This window comes from Hymenobacter sp. 102, assembly GCF_049949205.1.
Lineage (GTDB): Bacteria > Bacteroidota > Bacteroidia > Cytophagales > Hymenobacteraceae > Hymenobacter.
On record NZ_CP188172.1, the window covers coordinates 3,001,500 to 3,018,801 of the forward strand.

Genomic DNA, 17,302 nt, shown 5'->3' on the forward strand with positions numbered 1-17,302 from the left:
AGGTACTGTATCTTTGACCCTGTTCTGCTGCCGCTCTTGCCTCCATGTCTATTCCCGCCCCCGATTTTTTGCAGGTAACGTACCGTCCCGACCTGGAAATTCTGCTGGTTCGCTGGATGCGCCAGGTGTCGTTGGAGGAAATGAAGCAGGGGTACCTGTATCTGCTGGAAGTGGCTGTGGAACACAAATGTCGGCAGTGGCTGCTGGATGCCCGTCGCCGCGTCAACACTGACCGGGACGGGGCCCGCTGGATGATTGACAGCTTCCTGCCCAGCCTGCACGCGCGTTTGGGAGGGCGTACTTACCTGGCTTATTTGCTGGTACCCGTAATAATGCGCGACGTGGAGGCCGACGCTGCTTTCCCGCCAGCCAGCTTCTTCGAAGGAAAACCCTTTGTGGGAGAGCGGTTTATTGATGAGCGTGCCGCCGTAGAATGGCTGGCGGCCGGCCGCCGACAGCAGCCTGGCTAACAACCTCAGCTCAGTCCAGCATTAGTCAATCAGCAAGTTGCTGAGGTGGTGGTCTACGCAATTCAGTACATCCTGCACGGTGCGCATACGCTCCATCTCAGCGTCTTTGATTTCAATGTGGAAGCGGTGCTCCAGGTTGATAGCCAGCTCTACCAGGTCAATAGAGTCGAGGCCGATGTCTTCCTGCAAGCGGGAAGTGGGGGTGAGCAGGAGGGAGGGGTTGCGGCGCTTGCGACGTAGCATGCGCTCTACCTGATGGCGAATGAGTTGTTCCATGGAGAATGGGCAACGGCAAAAAGAGAAATAATCGGGCAGTTAAGAAGCCGCGCGGAGCTACTCAACGCTGGTAAGTAGGAGTGTGGTATCGGCGGCGGGAACGGGAGCCAGGTGAGCTACTACCGCGCCGGCCGCAAACCGGGTACCCAATGCCGCTTCGGGCCGGCGGATAATGCCATCGGCCGGGGCCGTCACGTACACAAAGCTGAGCATGGGCACGCAACGGGCAAGCAGCTGGCGAGTAGCCTTCAGCTGCTGCCGGGCAGCGGCCAGATCAGCAGCAGCAGCAGCCGGCATGCGCTGTTGCAGGGCTGCGTATGCCTGCAGCTGGCGGCGCAAGCGGGTTTGCAGCTGCTGCTGCTGCACGCTGGGAAGGCGCTCCAGAAGTTTCACCAGCACCTGGCCCTTTCGCACCTGCTGCCCCTCGTGCACGTAGGTTTCGTGCACTCGGCCGGCCTGCTGGGCCAGAATCGGCTGGTTATCTTCAGAAGGCCCTGCGGCCTCCGGAAGCGTGTGCACTACTGGTTGAAAATACGAGACGCTGGCGTCAAGAGAATTTGCCTGGGCATCGGAGGCGGGCAGCCACAAGGGCAGCAGGGCGCTGCTCGTTGCAACCGTCAGAATCAGCCCCAGGCCAACCAACTTTTTCATGGAAATACGGTGCCGGGCTTACCGGCCTGCACCAGCGGCTGCCCTTGGCAAACCGGGGGTGGAACGCGCCGGCGACAAGTAAAGCCGGCAGAAGTGGGTGAAAAACAGATAGTAACCAGATTGGTTACATTTGTGGCGAAATAAAAAAAGCGTCAGCTCGGTGCTCCGGGGCAACCCTGTGGTAAGCGCTTGCCCAACTCCTGCTGCACCTGCGCCACCGATACTGCCGCCAGCGCCGCCCGCATGGCTTCAATGGCCGGCCCGAACAAGCCTTCCAGGGTTTCCTGCATCACCCGGCCCAGGTCGCAGTGGGCGCTGGGATTGGTGCTGCTGACCTGAAACAGGTCGGGCTCGGTATCCTGCACGGCCCGGAACACGTCGAGCAGCGTGATGTCGGTGGCGGGGCGGGCCAGTACCGTACCGCCGCCGACTCCGCGCTGGCTCATGACCAGCCCGGCCGTGCGGAGCGTACTCACCAGCCGGCGCACCACTACTGGGTGCGTACCCGCGCTGCCCGCCAGCACCTCCGACGACACGGGCTGCCCGTTGGCGTAGGCCAGGTAAGCCAGAATGTGGGTTGCTACGGCGAAGCGCGTGTTCATCGATAGAATACGTAACAAATTTGGTTACAAATGTACGAAGCGTTTTCATTGCGCGCAACCAATAGATGAAAATCCTGCCCGGAACCTGCCTGCCGTAGCCCGCCGCGGCTGAACTACAGTGGCTGACGCAGCTGCGGCCGAAATACTTTACGGCTGATACCAATCCGGGCCCCGGTTCGGCGGCCCGGATAAACATTTGCCGCCACTACGGGTATGAAGGGGCACCGGGCCGTTCGGCGGCCGGGTTTTCCTGATTTTGCCTCTGTTTTTTCATGACTCAGCTTTTTTCGCCCCTCACGCAGCGCGGCATTACGTTTAAAAACCGCCTCGTCATCTCGCCCATGTGTCAGTACAGCGCCCAGGACGGCTTCAGCAACGACTGGCACCTGGTGCACCTGGGTTCCCGGGCCGTGGGTGGAGCCGGCCTGATTCTGCTGGAAGCCACCGCCGTAGTGCCCGAAGGCCGCATTACCCCCGACGACCTGGGCATCTGGCACGACGACCACGTGCCCGGCCTGGCCCGCATTGCGGCCTTCCTGAAAAGCCAGGGCTGCGTGCCGGGCATTCAGCTGGCCCACGCCGGCCGCAAGGCCAGCCACGCCAGCCCCTGGAAAGGCGGCCACCAGCTCGGCCCCGAGGCGGGCGGCTGGCCCACCGTGGCCCCGTCGGCTTTGGCGTTCAGCCCTGAGGAAACCGCCCCCGAGGCCCTGGATGCCGCCGGTATTCAGGCCGTAGTAGAGGCGTTCCGGGTTGGGGCGCGCCGCTCCGTAGCCGCCGGGTTTGAAGTGCTGGAAATCCACGCCGCCCACGGCTACCTGCTGCACCAGTTTCTGTCGCCGCTCAGCAACCAGCGTACCGATGCCTACGGCGGCTCCTTTGAGAACCGCAGCCGCTTGCTGCTGGAAGTAGTGGCCGCCACCCGGGCCGAAATGCCCGCCCACTTGCCCCTGTGGGTGCGCGTATCGGCCACCGACTGGACTGCGGGCGGCTGGACGGCCGAGGACACCGTGCGCCTGGCGGTTATTCTGAAAGCCAACGGCGTGGACCTGCTCGACTGCTCCACCGGCGGCAACGTGCCCCAAGCCACTATTCCGGTGGGTCCTGGCTACCAGGTGCCGTTTGCCGAGCAGGTACGCCGCGAAACCGGCCTGCCCACCGGTGCCGTGGGCCTGATTACCGAAGCCCGGCAGGCCGAAGATATCCTTGCCAGTGGGCAGGCCGACGTGGTACTGCTGGCCCGGGAGTCGTTGCGCGACGCCTATTTCCCGCTGCACGCTGCCCACGAGTTGGGGGCCGAGGTGGCCTGGCCGCCCCAGTACGAGCGGGCCAAACCGCGCCGTTAAGCTCAACCGGGTTGAACTCTGGGTGTGGGTGCCGCGTTAAAAAACCACCCGCTTGTGTTTTTGCCAGATGAATGCCTTTTCAACCCCGGATTTTTCCATTGCGTACCGCCCCGACCTGGAAATACTGGTGGGACGATGGATGGTGGAAATCAGTCGGGAAGAGGAAATCAAGCAAAACTACCGGCACATGTTTCAGGCGGCGCAGGAAGCGCACTGCCGGTTCTGGCTGCTGGATGCCCGGCGGCGGTTTCGTACTACCGTGGAAATTACGAACTGGGTGAATACCCACGTGCCGCCCACCAGCCTGCAGCTGTTACAGCAGGAGGTGCGGGTGGCCTTCCTGCTGGCTCCGTTTCAGTTGCTGGCGTCCACCGACTCGCCCCCGTTTCCTGCCTTGGTGCACCCGCATACCGGGGAGCCAATGTCGGCACAGTTTACCGACGAGGGCGAGGCCATTGCCTGGCTCCGGACGCAGCAGCGGCAGCTGGCGTAATTCCGAACTCGTTGCTTCCTCCACGGCCCGTACCGCATCCTGCGCTACGGGCCGTGCTGCGTGGGGAGGCGTCAGCCGCAACCTTTCCTGGCGGGGTGCGACTTTAGGCGAAGCCTACCCTGTATTTCGCTGAATGAAACACCTTTCTGCTCCGCACACGGCCGGGGCGGCGGCCCTGCTGCTGGCGTTGGCCGGCTGCGCCACCACCCAGCCCGCCACCACCGCCACTACCACGCCGGCCGTGGCCTCCACCACCGGCGGCCGCAGCATCAACCCCCAGGACGTAGACCGCGCCGTGTCGCCGTGCGAGGATTTCTACCAGTTTTCGGGTGGCAACTGGCTGCGCAACAACCCCGTGCCGGGCTATGCCAGCAGCTGGGGCCCGCGCAATCTGCTCGGCGACCGGACCCAGGCCACGCTGCGCCGCATTCTGGAAGATGCCGCCGCTGACCGCGCCGCCACCCCCGGCTCGAACCGCCAGAAAGTGGGCGACTTCTACGCTACCGGTATGGATTCGGTAGGGCTGGAAAAAGCCGGCCTGACCTACCTGAAGCCCGAATTGGCCCGCATTGCCGCCGTGAAAGACCGGCCCGGCCTGCTCGCCGAAATTGCCCGCCAGCAGACGCTGGGCACCGGCGCGTTCTTCCGGGCCGGCGTCAGCCCTGACCGCAAAAACAGCTCGGTGTACGCTGTGAACATGAGCCAGGGCGGCCTGGGTATGCCCGATCGGGACTACTACCTCAAGGACGACGCCCGCTCCAAAACCGTGCGCGCCGCCTACGTCACCTATCTCACCAACACCTTCAAGCTGCTCGGCGACGCGGAGGCTACGGCCGCCGCTAAAGCCGCCACGGTGGTGCGCGTGGAAACCCGCCTAGCCCGCGCCAGTAAAGACCGGGTTTCGCTGCGCGACCCGTACGCCAGCTACAACAAGATGACGGTGGCCGAGGCCGACAAGCAATTCCCGAACCTGCAGCCCTCGGCGCTGCTGAAGCGCAACGGCCTGGGCGCGGCCCAGGAGGTGATTGTGGGCCAGCCGGACTTCTTCCGGGAAGTGAGTGCCGTGCTGCAGGAGGAGCCCCTGGCCGACCTCAAAACCTACTTGAGCTGGCAGTTGGTATCGTCGGTGCCGGCGGCGCTGCCGAAGGCGTTCAGCGACGAGGCGTTCCGGTTTGCGCAGGTGCAGAGCGGGGCCAAGCAGCAGCCCACCCGCTGGAAACGCATGCTGGCCGCCACCGATGGCACGCTGGGCGAAGCCTTCGGGCAGCTGTACGTGGACCAGGCGTTTTCGCCCGCCGCCAAGCAGAAGGCCCTCGATATGTTGGCCAACATCCGCGAATCGATGGCCGAGCACATCCAGACCAACACCTGGATGAGCGCCGCTACCAAGCAGGAAGCCCTCAAGAAGCTCAGCGCCCTGCGCGTGAAAATCGGCTACCCCGACCAGTGGAAGGACTATTCGGCGCTGAACATTTCGCGCGAGTCGTACCTGAAAAACGTGCTGGCGGCGCGCCAGTGGGGCTACCAGCAGAACGTGAAGAAGTTCGGCGGGCCGATTGACCGCACCGAGTGGAGCATGACGCCGCCCACCATCAACGCCTACTACAGCCCGCCGATGAACGAAATCGTGTTTCCGGCCGGCTACCTGCAGCCCCCATTCTTCGACCCCGAAGCTGACGACGCGGTGAACTACGGGGCCATTGGCGGGGTGATGGGCCACGAAATGACCCACGGCTTCGACGACTCCGGTCGGCAGTACGACTCCGAAGGCAACCTGCGCGACTGGTGGACGCCGGCCGACGCGGCCGAATTCACGAAGCGCGCCGCCGTGGTGGGCCGCCAGTACGACGCCTTCTCACCCCTCGACTCGGTGCACGTGAACGGCAAGCTCACGATGGGCGAGAACCTGGCTGATTTCGCCGGCCTCACCATCGTGTACGCGGCCCTGCAGAAGCAGCTCGACAAGCAGTACGGCAAAGGCAACCGCCCCCTCATCGACGGCTTCACGCCCGAGCAGCGGTTCTTCCTGAGCTGGGCCCAGCTGCGCCGCCAGAACATCCGCCCCGAAGCCCTGCGCCAGCAAATCCTCACCGACCCCCACTCCCCCGGCCAGTACCGCACCATCGGCCCCCTCATGAACATGCCCGAGTTCTACCAGGCCTTCGGCTGCACACCCGGCCAGAAAATGGTGCGCCCGGATGCCGAGCGGGCGGTGATTTGGTAGCCAAAGCTAAAAACTAGTTCCCCTCCTTGGAAAATGTCGCGCATCAAGCGAGTGTGGGCTAGAGGTGGTTGACCTTGCGTCAGAACAATGCTAGATCTAGTTCTAAAAACTGTTCTACCGGCCATCAACCACCCCTAGCCCACACTCGCTTGATTCGCGACATTTTCCAAGGAGGGGAACTAGCCTTAGCTCTAGTGTTTAACGTCTTCAACTTCTTCCACAACCTCCAATTTTCCACCAATGACTTCACAACGCACCTTCCTGCTCACGCTGGGCACGGCGGCCGGCCTGGCCCTGGCCGGCTGCGCGGCCAGCACGCCCGCTACCACCGCCACCACCCCACCCGCCGCCGCGCCGGCCTCGGCTGACGCTTCGGCTACGGCCCAGCTCGGCCCCGTACTGCCCGGCGTCGGCCTCGACCCGGCCAATATTGATAAATCGGTAAACCCCTGCGACGACTTTTTCCAGTACGCTTCGGGCACCTGGCTCAGGAACAATCCGATTCCGGCCGCCGAGTCGCGCTGGAGCTCCTGGAACGGGCTTATCAACCAGAATGAGGCCGTGATGCGCCAGATTCTGGAAGCCTCGGCCGCCAACAAAACCGCCGCCAAAGGCACCAACCTGCAGAAAGTAGGCGACTACTACGCCACGGCCATGGACTCGGCGGCTATTGATAAAGCTGGCCTGAAATACCTGCAGCCCGAGCTGAACCGCATCAACGCCGTGAAGGACCTCAAAGGGCTGCAAATGGAATTGGTGCGGGCCCAGCGCCTGCAAACCCGCTCGGTGTTCGGGCTGGGCGTAAACCAGGACCGCAAAAAGAGCGACGAGTACGCCCTCTACCTCAGCCAGGGCGGCCTGAGCCTGCCCGACCGGGACTACTACCTCAAGGACGACGCCCGCTCGAAAGCCATCCGTACGGCCTACACCACCTACCTCACCAACACCTTCAAGATGTTGGGCGAAAGCCCGGCCACGGCTGCCAAAAGCGCCGCCACGGTGCTGCGCCTCGAAACCCGGCTCGCCAAAGCCAGCAAGGACCGTGTAGCCCTGCGCGACCCCTACGCCAACTATAACAAGATGACGGTGGCCGAGGCCGCCCAGAAATACCCCAACCTGGGTCTGCCCACCATGCTGCCCGCCCTGGGCTTGGGCTCGGCCAAGGAAGTAATTGTGGGTCAGCCCGAGTTTTTGGCGGAGGCCAGCTCAGCCCTGAAGCAGGAGCCGCTGCAGGACTGGAAAACCTATCTGCGCTGGCACCTTACCTCGTCGGTGATGTCGGCGCTGCCCCAGTCGTTCGGGGATGAGTCGTTCCGGTTTCAGCAGGTGCTGAGCGGGGCCAAGCAGCAGCAGCCCCGCTGGAAGCGCATGCTCCGCGCTACCGATGGTGCCCTGGGTGAAGCCTTCGGTCAGCTCTATGTGGATAAGGCCTTCTCGCCCGAAACAAAGGTGAAGGCCCAGCAGATGGTGGCCAACATCAAGGAAGCCATGGGCGAGCATATCCGGGCGCTGGAGTGGATGAGCCCGGCCACCAAGGAGGAGGCGCTCAAGAAACTCAACGCCTTCACCGTCAAAATTGGCTACCCCGATAAGTGGAAGGACTACTCGGCCCTCTCGATGAGCCGCGAATCGTACCTGAAAAACGTACTGGCCGCCCGCGAGTGGGAGTCGAAGGACAACCTGAGCCGCTACGGCAAGCCCATCGACCGGCAGGTGTGGGGCATGACGCCGCCCACGGTGAATGCCTACTACAACTCCTCGCTCAACGAAATCGTGTTTCCGGCCGGCATCATGCAGCCCCCGTTCTTCGACCCCAAGGCCGACGACGCGGTGAACTACGGCGGCATGGGCGCGGTAATCGGCCACGAAATCACCCATGGCTTCGACGACCGGGGCCGGCAGTCGGACGCCCAGGGCAACCTGCGCGACTGGTGGACCAAGGAAGACGCGGCCGAATTCACGAAGCGCGCCGACATGGTAGGGGCCCAGTACTCGGCCTTCCAGCCCCTCGATTCGGTGTTCGTGAACGGCAAACTCACGATGGGCGAAAACCTGGCCGACTTCGGTGGGCTTGCCCTGGCCTACTCGGCCCTGGAAAAGCAGCTGCAGAAAACCTACGGCAGCCAGCCCCGCCCGCGCTACGACGGCTTCACGCCCGAGCAGCGCTTCTTCCTGGCCTGGGCCCAGGTGTGGCGCACCAACGCCCGCCCCGAATACATCCGCCAGCAGGTCCTCACCGACCCCCACTCGCCGGCCCAGTACCGTACCAACGGCCCCCTGATGAACATGCCCGAGTTCTATGAGGCCTTCGGCTGCAAAGACCAGGGCAAAATGGTGCGCGCCCAGGCCGAACGGGCCCGCATCTGGTAGCCTGCTCCGGCCCGGTCGTCGTTGTGGCGGCCGGGCCGGAGTTATCGGGACGATGTAGAGACGCGACACTTCGCGTCTCCTCGTTCGCATCACCCGAACAACGTCGTTCAACGACGAGACGCGAAGTGTCGCGTCTCGTCTACAGCGTACACCGTTTACAAAACGGCTGTAACGGCTTCTCCTCGTTGCTGACGTTGGCTGTCGATGGTGGTTCCGGTCGTTCAATGAGGAGCCGCGAAGTGCTGCGTCTTTACACCGCTCACCTATCAAACCAGAACATTAAAAGGCCGTCTGCGCTGTGCAGACGGCCTTTCTGTTTTCTGATAAAAAAATTATTTCGACTGATAACCAGTTAGTATGATTTATTCGTAGAATTACGAAATATTCGTAATTAAAAACGCAATCAAATGGAACGATTAACGCAGCCGGAGGAAGATGCCATGCGCGGCTTCTGGCAGTTGGGGGGTGGATTCATTAAAGAAGTGCTGGAACTGCTGCCTGAGCCCCACCCGCCCTACACTACGCTGGCCTCCACGGTGCGCAACCTGGAACGCAAGGGCTACCTCACCAGCCGAAAGCTGGGCAACACGTTCCGGTACGTGCCCAGCGTAACGGCCGAGGAGTACCGCCGCCGGTTCCTAGGTACGTTTGTGGGCAACTACTTCCGCAACTCGTACAAAGAGCTGGTATCGTTTTTTGCCCAGGAGCAGAAGATCAGCCCCGAAGAGCTGCAGGACATCATCGACATGATTGAAAACCGCAAATCCCGGCCTTGATGCCCGCGCTGCTGCTGTACCTGCTGAAAACCCAGGTAGCGCTGTTGCTGCTGCTAGGCGTGTACTATGGCCTGCTGCGCCGGCTCACGTTTCATCAGCTCAACCGGGCCTACCTGCTGGGAAGTTTGCTGCTGGCCGGCCTGTATCCGGTGCTGGATTGGAGCCGCCTGCGCCCGGCCGCGGCCCCGGCCGTACCACTGTTAGCGGAAGTGCCCGTCTGGACCGACGTGCCCGGCGCGGTGGCCCCCATCACATCCGGCCCTGATTATGGAGCGTGGCTGCTGGCCACTTACGGGCTGGGCGTGGGCGTATTGCTGTTGCTCCTGCTGGTGCAGGGTACCGCGCTGTGGCAGCTGCACCGGGCCTCCCGGCCGGCTGAGGCCGATGGGATGAAGTTCCGGGCGGTGGTGGGGGAGGTGAGTCCGTTTTCGTTCGGGCGGACTATCTACCTCAATCCCGCCCACCACGCCCCGGCCGAGTTGCCGGTGGTGTTGCTGCACGAGCGGGTGCACGTGCGCCAGGCCCACACCTTGGATGTGCTGCTGGGCCACCTGCACCGGGCCCTGGCCTGGGCCAGCCCCGCCGCGTGGCTGTGGCTGCGGACCGTCCAGGAAAACCTGGAGTTCATTGCCGATGCCGCCGTGCTGCGCGAAAGTCAGCTGGCCCCGCAACAGTATCAGTATAGCCTGGTGCGGCTGAGTACGCTGGCTGCGGGGCCGGCGCTGGTTACGCCTTTCTCCTTTATCACCCTCAAAAATCGTATCCGTATGATGAATTCCCAGCCCTCCACCCGCCGACAGCTGCTGCGCTACGCCGCCGGTTTTACCCTGCTAACTGGCCTGGCCGTGGGGTGCGCTACGCCCAAGGTGGCCGAAATGCCCCAGCCCCTTACCCAGCAGAAAATCAACAGTTCTTCCATCGACGAAGCATTGTTCTTTTTGAATGGTCTGCCTTCTACCAAAGAGGCTGCTTTTCAGGCGACCGATAAGGATCCAGAGAACAAGGTGAATAGCGTCCATGTATTTAAGAGCAATCAGGCAAAGCAATCGGCTGATATGGCAGCGCTGCGTCGGGATTTTGGTGACCGGGTTGACAGCGGCGTTGCTCTGGTCATAACGCAAAAAGGCCAGAACGACCCGGCCCTGCGCGACTTCGTCGCCAAATACCAGATCAAGCTGAGTACAGACGGGGGGGAGGCCAGTATCCGCACCCGCGACTTCTACCGCAAACTGGTAGATGGTCGGGGGCTGACGGATGCGGAAATAGGCGGCCGGCTGATCATGATTAACAAGATGGAAGCTACGCCGGAGCAGCTTCGGGCTCTACCGGCTGGGTCGGTAACCGCTTTTGCCCTGTCTAATGATGCGCTACCCAAATTCGGGGAGCGGGGCAAAAAGGGCGTCATCATGATCAAGACCAAAGACAGCCAGTAAAAAAAGTTCCGATTCAGGGTAAAAAGGGCCGGAAGCCGAAGGCGACCGGCCCTTTTCGGCTGGTTGCGGCACAAACTTTGTAAGCCACCCAAACCTATGCGTATTCTTACCGCCTTCCGTTCTACTGCCTTCGGCACCGGCTTACTGCTGTTGCTGGGGCTTGCTGCTCCCACTGCCAACGCCCAGACTGCTCCCGTCGCGCCGGCCCAGGCCACCGGCCCCAGCCTGTACTTTCTGGATGGGCAGCCTTCCACCCAGCAGGCCATCAACCAGCTCAACCGCCGCACCATTGCCAGCGTGAATGTGGTGAAAGGGCCCGATGCCACCCGCATCTTCGGGGCGGAAGCGGCCGATGGGGTGATGATTGTGGTTACCAAGCGCAACGTAGGCTCCGAGGCCGTGGCCGAGTTCAATCGCCGCTACGATATTCGTCCGGTAGAAACTACAGCGCCTCCGGTCAAGCCGTAGTAGGTATAGCTACTGTTAAGCTCAACGGTACCAACGCAACCGCCCGTTGACCCGTATCGGGATACTTCCTTCCCTATGTGCCACGTAGCGTCGTTTGCATGACTTCTACTTCGCTTGCCGATTTTCTGCAGCTTACCCACCGCCCCGATTTGGGCATCGTAACCGCCCGCTGGATCCGGCCCACCCAGTCCGGCGAGTTGCGCACTGGTTACCAGGAATTGTTGCGCTACGCGGCTTCCTGCAACACCTGCCGCCGCTGGCTTATTGATTCCCGCCGCCGGGTGCAGGTTGATGCCCGGGACGTACACTGGCTTACTACCGACTTCTACCCCATACTTCGTCAGCAGCTGAACGGCCACGTATACCTGGCGTTTCTGATTGCTCCCTACCAGGCTGATGACGTGCATGATGATAGCCTGCCAGCGCTTCCGTACACTCACGGCGACTATTGTTCCCTGAATCAGTTTACTGATGAGGGAGAGGCCGTCCGCTGGCTTTGCTCCCGGGTGTAGCTTATCCACAGCCAAAAAGATTCCTGTAACTACCGCTATGCTTTACCTCTGTCCAGACGGGCAGAGGTTTTTGCTTTGTGCCAGGGTGCCAGAAGAACGGCAACATGGTAGCTTATTGTTACTGGTATATACACGGGTTTTATAGGTATAATCCAATATTTTATTTGGAATATTTGATGTCCAAAATATTCATGAAAATATGAATTTTTTTAGTATCGTCATTTGCTATACTTTCACACTGAGTAATATGTGGGTAGTATGTGCTGCGCAAATTTTACGGTCTGTATCCCTTTCACCACTTCTCTTTCCTGTCTTATGTTCAAAACACTACTCTTGTTGCTTTTGGCCTTCGTAATGCTGCTGGAACCAGAGGTGGTTCTGGCCCGGCCGGCGGCTAGTCCGGCTGGTACCGAAATGAGTAGCAGCAGCTCACTGTTTCGCAAGTCATACCGGCGGGGGCGCCCCAACTACAAGCCCTACCGGGGTAATAGCCGCCATAAAATGAAGAAGCTGGGTGTATATAAACGGTGGCGGCTGCGGGTGAAAGCCCAAAAGAAGAAACGCAACCGCACGCCAAGCGTGAAAGTAGGTACACCCGTACGCACGCTGAAAAAGTAAACTACTTCGCAGCAGGGCAACCTCGTAAAAACAGCCGTTTTCTGTTCTGGGAAACGGCTGTTTTGCGTAGTAGAGCCCCGCGGGCACTGCATTATAACCCGGCACAGCCTTCGGGAGTTATGTAGGTGCACTGTTTCCCTCCCCATGGTTCTGCCCACTTCCGCGCCGGCATCCCTGCGCACCCCGATGCTTTACCCTGTGTTTCGGGCTATCTGGATTGCCTCGGTAGTATCGAACATTGGTACCTGGATGCAGAACGTGGCCGGGGTGTGGCTGGTAACTACCCTGACGACCTCCGCCCTGCTGGTAGCCCTGATGCAGACGGCCACCAGTTTGCCCGCCTTTCTGCTGGGGCTGCCGGCCGGGGCCTTCGGTGATTTGGTAGACCGCCGCCGATTACTGCTGGTAACCCAGGGATTTATGGCAGTGGTGGCACTGGCGCTGGGCGGCCTCACCCTGGCTGGTGAGGTTTCGGCGCTGGCCGTGCTGGGGCTTACCTTTCTGCTGGGCATTGGAGCCGCAGTAAATATGCCCATCTGGCAAACCGTAACGGTAGAGCTGGTACCGCGTCCGGCGCTGCCATTTGCCATCACCCTTAACGGCGTGAGCAACAACATTGCCCGGGCTATTGGGCCGGCGCTGGGTGGCCTGATCATTGCGCACTACTCGGCGGGGTACGTGTTTTTGCTGAACGGCGTCTCATTTCTCGGTACATGGTGGGTGGTGTATGCCTGGCGTCGGCCCGCGCCGGAAAGCAGCGGTCCGGCGGAAAATTTCACCGGGGCCCTGCGCACGGGGCTGCGGTACGTGCAGTATTCGCCGGCCATTTACGCGGTGCTGGTGCGCACGTTTGCATTTGCCTTCGGGGCCAGCGCCATGTGGGCGTTGCTTTCAGTGGTGGCGGCGCGGCGGTTGCACCTGAGCTCGGGCTCCTACGGCGTATTGCTGTCGTGGCTGGGGGCAGGGGCCATTACGGGGGCTTTTCTGATGGGGCGGGCCGGAAAACGGCTGACCTATGACCAACGGGTACTGCTGGGTTCGGCCATGTTTATCGGGACTAACCTGGGGCTGGCGCTCATGCCTACCGAAGTGGGGTTATTTCCGGTAATGTTTCTGTCGGGGGTAGCGTGGCTGATGGTGATGACCAGCTTCAGTACAACCGTGCAGCTACACGTACCCCGCTGGGTACAAGCCCGGGTAGTGAGCGTGTACATGCTGGTGTTTCAGGCGGGCCTGGCGCTGGGTAGCGTAGCCTGGGGCGAGCTGGCCGACCGGGCCTCGCTGCTGGTAGCCCTGCTGGCCGCTGCCGTCTGGATGCTGCTGAGTCTGCTGTTGGCCTTCCCATTTCCTATGCACTCCGCCGAGGGCCTCAACCTCGACCCCGCTACTGTGGAGCCCGGCCCGGCCGCGCCGGAGGGGGTGGAGGCAGACGACGGCCCCGTGATTGTGATGGTAGAATACCAAGTACATCCAGGCCGACAGGCGGCGTTCCGGGAGGCGGTAGGCCCACTTACCCAGTTACGGCTGCGCAACGGTGCTCTGCGGGCCGGTATGTACACGGATATCAGCCGCCCCGGCTATATCACGGAATTCTATTATGTCGCTACCTGGGGCGAGTTTGAGCGGCAGCAGCTACGCTTCACCCGCGAAGACCAGATGGTGGAGGAGCAGGTTCGGCAATTTCACGCCGGACCAGAGCCCCCGCAGGTCCGGTGCTTCATGGCTTTTCCCCATGCCTCTAACATTGAACTGCCTGCCTCAGTTGAGAGCATAGAAAGCCAACGGTGAGCCAGGATGTCGAAAGCTAACCGGCGGGGTGGTTACCAGGACCCGTTGTTGTTGCTGGTGTCGTCGAAGCCCCCGCCGCCGGTGTCACCGGAGGAGGTATCATCGTAGGAGGAGGTATCGGAGGAGAAATAATCCGGCTCACTGCCCGAATTATCGGGCGCAAAATAGTCCGGGGCATTATCGGCTTGTGTTTCACCTCCGTCCAGAAACGGAAATCCCCCACTGCTGGCAGCGTTGTTGTCTGTGGAGGGCACATCGAGCGGGCTGGCCGGTGAACTGGGGGAGAGAGGAGAGGCATCGTCGTCGTTGCGGTTGGCCATCCGGTTGCCTACGTACGCTCCGGCGGCGGCGGCGGCGCCAGTCAGCAGCACGTTGCCCATTCCGCTACTCCCGCTGTTGCTCCGGTTCGACAGAAAATCGGGGCCGGTTTGTCCGCCGTAGCCGGCGCGGCCATAGTTGCCGGCCGGGCCAGTGGGCTGGTTGGGCAAAAAATCGGGCGTGCCATCCGGGGCCGGGTTGCTGCGCCGCCGGAACAGCTTCGATATCAGCCACAAGCCGCCACCAAGCACCACAACGCCCAATACCAGCGTACCCAGGCCAAAGCCCGACGCTTCCGGCTCAACCGGCGTGGTGGCTACGGGCTCGGGAGCCGGGGCACTCAGCTCAACAGGACCGGAGGCCGTGCCGTAGTCGGCAGCGGAGGCATCGGTGCCGGGTGCAGCGGCGGGCGTTTCGGTGGCTTGCGGAGCCGAGCTGGGGTCGGCAGCGTACATCAGGGAGTTCAGACCCTGGCGGAGCCCGGCGAAGTAGTTACCCTGTTTGAAGCGGGGCGTCATCTGGTTGATAACCCGGTCGGTAACTTCCGGAGTGAGGCGGCTGCGCAGTCCGGCGCCAGCCTGAATGCTGAGGGCGCGCTCCTGCTTGCTGAGCAGCACTACTATTCCATTGTTCTTACCTCGCTGTCCGATACCCCAGCTGGTACCCAGTGCCCGGGCATATTCCGCCACCGACTGCCCGCCCAACGACGGTACGGTAACCACTACTAACTGGGTGCCGTTCTGATCGGCATAGCGGCGCAGACCAGTTTCCAGGGTTTTCGCATCGGCGGGGCTCAGCAGCTGCGCCTCATCGGTGACAAAGCGAAACGGGACAGGGCGCGGCGGCACACCATCGGCTGATTGGGCCCGGACCGCAAAAATGGTGCTGCTGACCAACAGCAGCAGTAGTAGCAGAAAACGATTCATGGCAGGGGGCAAGGACGGATGAGGTATCGGATTTTCAGGTGAATACGCACTGGGGCAACCGGGCGTTTCCGAGTCCTAAAGCAGGAACATTCCCGGGGCGGGTCCGTAAATCAGAAATGGCCTGGTAGGGCATTAGAGAATCTGCCGGCCAACTTCATCCTTGTTCCCACCGCTATGCGCCGCTTCCTTTCTCTCATGCTGTTTTGCGGTGTTGCCGGCCCGGCTGTGCAGGCCCAGAACCGCCCGCCCGTAACGCCCACCCGCCACCATCCTACGGAGCGCATCAGTCCGGTGCCCGGCGTTACGCTGCCCTCGGGGGTAGGCCAGGCCAAGGCCGAGCCCCTGCCCATACCCACTCAGGTAAATCCCAACGGGGTACTGGCCCAGCCCAAGCTGCCCACCGGCCAGGTAACTGTCGATTCGGTGCAGGTGGCGCCCACCCCGCAGCCGCGCCGGGACGCCCGCAGGCGGCCGTAAGCACGCTTATTTTGCGTAGTACGCCCACCGGCCCGCATCCTGTGGTTATCAGGAGATAGGGCGGGGCGGTGGGCGTAGGCATTGGTGAGCGGGCGGCCGTTACTGCTTATTGGCCGGCGCGGACTTTGGCTGCGAGGAAAGAGTAGAAGTGCCCTTGGCAGACTTTTTCAGGGGGCGGTTGGAGTAGTCGGTGGTGACCCGGTCGTTGGGGGCGCCGGTCATATCGGGGGCCACATACTCGCCCTGGCCGTCGGAAGCGGTTTTGGCGGAAGCCGGCTGCGGGCGGGAGGCGGCGTGCGTCGGAGCGGGTTTGCGGGTGGGCGTAGTCTGGGCCACAGTGGCGGTGGCAGTTGTGAGCAGCAGGCCCAGGAAAGCGGTGCGTAGCATTGCGGTGAGGTGTAAAGCGGTGAAATAAACTGAGTGAGCCTCCGTACGTGGCAAGTCCGCAATACGGTTGAGCCGGCCAGCAAGCTAAGGACCGAAGATGAAGCTGGCGTGTTTTTTGAGCAGATTGCTACCCCGCCCCCGGGTCTTTATCTTCTTTTACTTCTTCACCCTCACACGTATGCCTAAGTTCTTTATTCCGGCCGCATTGCTTACCGCGGCGGCTCTGGCCTTTGCCGCACCGGCCCGTGCGCAGGTCGTCATCAATGTTGGCCGCCCGGCTCCGCCTCCGCCGGTGGTAGTGGTGCGGGAGCACCATCATTCCCGCAAGTGGAAAGCTCCCAAGCGGCATTATTACCAGCCCCGCCCCGTACTGCTGGTGCCTGCCCAGCCCGTGTATTACGCTCCCCGCGGCCACGGACACGGCCGGGGGCATGGTCACGGTCACGGTCGTCACTAGATGTTGCCGGTCGGCATGAGAAAAAAGGCTTCCGCAGCTAGCGGAAGCCTTTTTTGTTTTTTGCTGGATTCCACCGGGTTTCCAGTAAACGGGTAGCAGCTTAGGCCTGTACCGGAGCTGCGTTGGTTAGCCTACACTATTTTTCAGCAGAACGAAAGCAATTGGTACGGCTCAGCTTGCTGATCAACGTATGTACACGAAAATGCCCCGCCGCCTGATGCTTAGCTGAAGATATCTTCAGATGGACTTCAGCCATTCTTAATGTGCCGTTGCGTACTTCGCCGTTTCTGTTCTACCTCTTTCCTCCCCTCATGAAAGTATTTGCCACCATTGGCCTGCTCATCCTCTCCAACGTGTTCATGACGCTGGCCTGGTACGGGCACCTGCAGTTCAAAACCATGCCCGCCTTCCGCAACATTACCCTGTTCGGAGTAATCATGATTAGCTGGGGGCTGGCCTTTTTCGAGTACATCTTCCAGGTGCCCGCTAACCGCATCGGCTATAAGGAAGACGGTGGCCCATTCTCCCTGTTCGAGCTGAAAACTATTCAGGAAGCCGTGTCGCTGATTGTGTTTACGCTCATCACGGTGTACGTCTTCAAAACCGAGAAGCTGGCCTGGAATCATCTGGTGGGTTTCGGGTTGATTGTGCTGGCCGTGTTTTTCATCTTCAAGAAGTGGTAGTCCGGGCTGCGCAAGTGCCTTCAACTGCTG

Annotated in this window: 19 protein-coding genes; 14 read left to right on the plus strand and 5 right to left on the minus strand. The window is 61.5% G+C overall.

Annotated elements, in window-relative coordinates:
* The first annotated feature begins 44 nt into the window (after nucleotides 1–44).
* Nucleotides 45–470 (plus strand): hypothetical protein, encoded by a 426-nt coding sequence (locus tag ACN19L_RS12860; protein ID WP_426489899.1) that lies wholly within the window; start codon nucleotides 45–47, stop codon nucleotides 468–470.
* 21 nt (nucleotides 471–491) lie between these two features.
* On the opposite strand, the gene ACN19L_RS12865 is transcribed toward ACN19L_RS12860, so the two are convergent.
* From ACN19L_RS12865 to ACN19L_RS12875, 3 genes are all read right to left on the minus strand, one after another.
* Nucleotides 492–746: a phosphopantetheine-binding protein gene (locus ACN19L_RS12865; RefSeq protein ID WP_426489900.1), complete on the minus strand. Its 255-nt coding sequence runs from the start codon at nucleotides 744–746 to the stop codon at nucleotides 492–494.
* Between the two features lie 57 nt (nucleotides 747–803).
* A complete protein-coding gene (locus ACN19L_RS12870; RefSeq protein WP_426489901.1) occupies nucleotides 804–1,397 on the minus strand; it encodes a biotin/lipoyl-binding protein in 594 nt (197 codons plus the stop codon).
* A 152-nt stretch (nucleotides 1,398–1,549) separates the two neighbouring features.
* Nucleotides 1,550–1,999 carry an Rrf2 family transcriptional regulator gene (locus ACN19L_RS12875; RefSeq protein WP_426489902.1) on the minus strand — a complete coding sequence of 150 codons (450 nt, stop codon included), beginning with the start codon at nucleotides 1,997–1,999 and terminating at the stop codon, nucleotides 1,550–1,552.
* A 272-nt stretch (nucleotides 2,000–2,271) separates the two neighbouring features.
* Here ACN19L_RS12875 and ACN19L_RS12880 point away from each other — a divergent pair, with 272 nt between their 5' ends.
* The 10 genes from ACN19L_RS12880 to ACN19L_RS12925 all read left to right on the plus strand — a co-directional run bounded on the left by ACN19L_RS12880 (nucleotide 2,272) and on the right by ACN19L_RS12925 (nucleotide 14,024).
* Nucleotides 2,272–3,342: an NADH:flavin oxidoreductase/NADH oxidase gene (locus ACN19L_RS12880; RefSeq protein WP_426489903.1), complete on the plus strand. Its 1,071-nt coding sequence runs from the start codon at nucleotides 2,272–2,274 to the stop codon at nucleotides 3,340–3,342.
* A gap of 67 nt (nucleotides 3,343–3,409) precedes the next feature.
* Nucleotides 3,410–3,835 (plus strand): hypothetical protein, encoded by a 426-nt coding sequence (locus tag ACN19L_RS12885; protein ID WP_426489904.1) that lies wholly within the window; start codon nucleotides 3,410–3,412, stop codon nucleotides 3,833–3,835.
* 133 nt (nucleotides 3,836–3,968) lie between these two features.
* Complete coding sequence (locus ACN19L_RS12890; RefSeq protein ID WP_426489905.1) at nucleotides 3,969–6,059, plus strand: M13 family metallopeptidase; 2,091 nt, start codon at nucleotides 3,969–3,971, stop codon at nucleotides 6,057–6,059.
* Between the two features lie 240 nt (nucleotides 6,060–6,299).
* A complete protein-coding gene (locus ACN19L_RS12895) occupies nucleotides 6,300–8,429 on the plus strand; it encodes a M13 family metallopeptidase (RefSeq protein WP_426489906.1) in 2,130 nt (709 codons plus the stop codon).
* A 407-nt stretch (nucleotides 8,430–8,836) separates the two neighbouring features.
* Complete coding sequence (locus tag ACN19L_RS12900) at nucleotides 8,837–9,205, plus strand: BlaI/MecI/CopY family transcriptional regulator (RefSeq protein ID WP_426489907.1); 369 nt, start codon at nucleotides 8,837–8,839, stop codon at nucleotides 9,203–9,205.
* Nucleotides 9,205–10,638 carry a M56 family metallopeptidase gene (locus ACN19L_RS12905; protein WP_426489908.1) on the plus strand — a complete coding sequence of 478 codons (1,434 nt, stop codon included), beginning with the start codon at nucleotides 9,205–9,207 and terminating at the stop codon, nucleotides 10,636–10,638. Before ACN19L_RS12900 ends, ACN19L_RS12905 begins: the two co-directional genes overlap by 1 nt.
* 96 nt (nucleotides 10,639–10,734) lie before the next feature.
* Nucleotides 10,735–11,106, plus strand: coding sequence for a hypothetical protein (locus tag ACN19L_RS12910; protein WP_426489909.1), 372 nt, complete (start codon nucleotides 10,735–10,737; stop codon nucleotides 11,104–11,106).
* A gap of 98 nt (nucleotides 11,107–11,204) precedes the next feature.
* Nucleotides 11,205–11,618 carry a hypothetical protein gene (locus ACN19L_RS12915; protein ID WP_426489910.1) on the plus strand — a complete coding sequence of 138 codons (414 nt, stop codon included), beginning with the start codon at nucleotides 11,205–11,207 and terminating at the stop codon, nucleotides 11,616–11,618.
* Nucleotides 11,619–11,933: 315 nt separating this feature from the next.
* On the plus strand, nucleotides 11,934–12,236 hold the full coding sequence (locus ACN19L_RS12920; protein WP_426489911.1) for a hypothetical protein: 303 nt from the start codon (nucleotides 11,934–11,936) through the stop codon (nucleotides 12,234–12,236).
* A 144-nt stretch (nucleotides 12,237–12,380) separates the two neighbouring features.
* Complete coding sequence (locus tag ACN19L_RS12925) at nucleotides 12,381–14,024, plus strand: MFS transporter (RefSeq protein WP_426489912.1); 1,644 nt, start codon at nucleotides 12,381–12,383, stop codon at nucleotides 14,022–14,024.
* A gap of 32 nt (nucleotides 14,025–14,056) precedes the next feature.
* On the opposite strand, the gene ACN19L_RS12930 is transcribed toward ACN19L_RS12925, so the two are convergent.
* Nucleotides 14,057–15,268 carry a TPM domain-containing protein gene (locus tag ACN19L_RS12930; protein ID WP_426489913.1) on the minus strand — a complete coding sequence of 404 codons (1,212 nt, stop codon included), beginning with the start codon at nucleotides 15,266–15,268 and terminating at the stop codon, nucleotides 14,057–14,059.
* Nucleotides 15,269–15,442: 174 nt separating this feature from the next.
* Between ACN19L_RS12930 and ACN19L_RS12935 the strand changes: the two genes are divergently transcribed.
* The gene (locus ACN19L_RS12935) at nucleotides 15,443–15,745 is read left to right on the plus strand and encodes a hypothetical protein (RefSeq protein WP_426489914.1); all 303 of its coding nucleotides are present in this window, start codon (nucleotides 15,443–15,445) and stop codon (nucleotides 15,743–15,745) included.
* A 99-nt stretch (nucleotides 15,746–15,844) separates the two neighbouring features.
* Here the strand turns inward: ACN19L_RS12935 and ACN19L_RS12940 are convergent, their stop codons facing one another.
* On the minus strand, nucleotides 15,845–16,132 hold the full coding sequence (locus tag ACN19L_RS12940) for a hypothetical protein (RefSeq protein WP_426489915.1): 288 nt from the start codon (nucleotides 16,130–16,132) through the stop codon (nucleotides 15,845–15,847).
* 178 nt (nucleotides 16,133–16,310) lie between these two features.
* Between ACN19L_RS12940 and ACN19L_RS12945 the strand changes: the two genes are divergently transcribed.
* Both ACN19L_RS12945 and ACN19L_RS12950 read left to right on the plus strand, forming a co-directional pair.
* Nucleotides 16,311–16,589: a hypothetical protein gene (locus ACN19L_RS12945; protein ID WP_426489916.1), complete on the plus strand. Its 279-nt coding sequence runs from the start codon at nucleotides 16,311–16,313 to the stop codon at nucleotides 16,587–16,589.
* 311 nt (nucleotides 16,590–16,900) lie between these two features.
* Nucleotides 16,901–17,272 (plus strand): DMT family protein, encoded by a 372-nt coding sequence (locus tag ACN19L_RS12950; protein ID WP_426489917.1) that lies wholly within the window; start codon nucleotides 16,901–16,903, stop codon nucleotides 17,270–17,272.
* The last annotated feature ends 30 nt before the right edge of the window (nucleotides 17,273–17,302 follow it).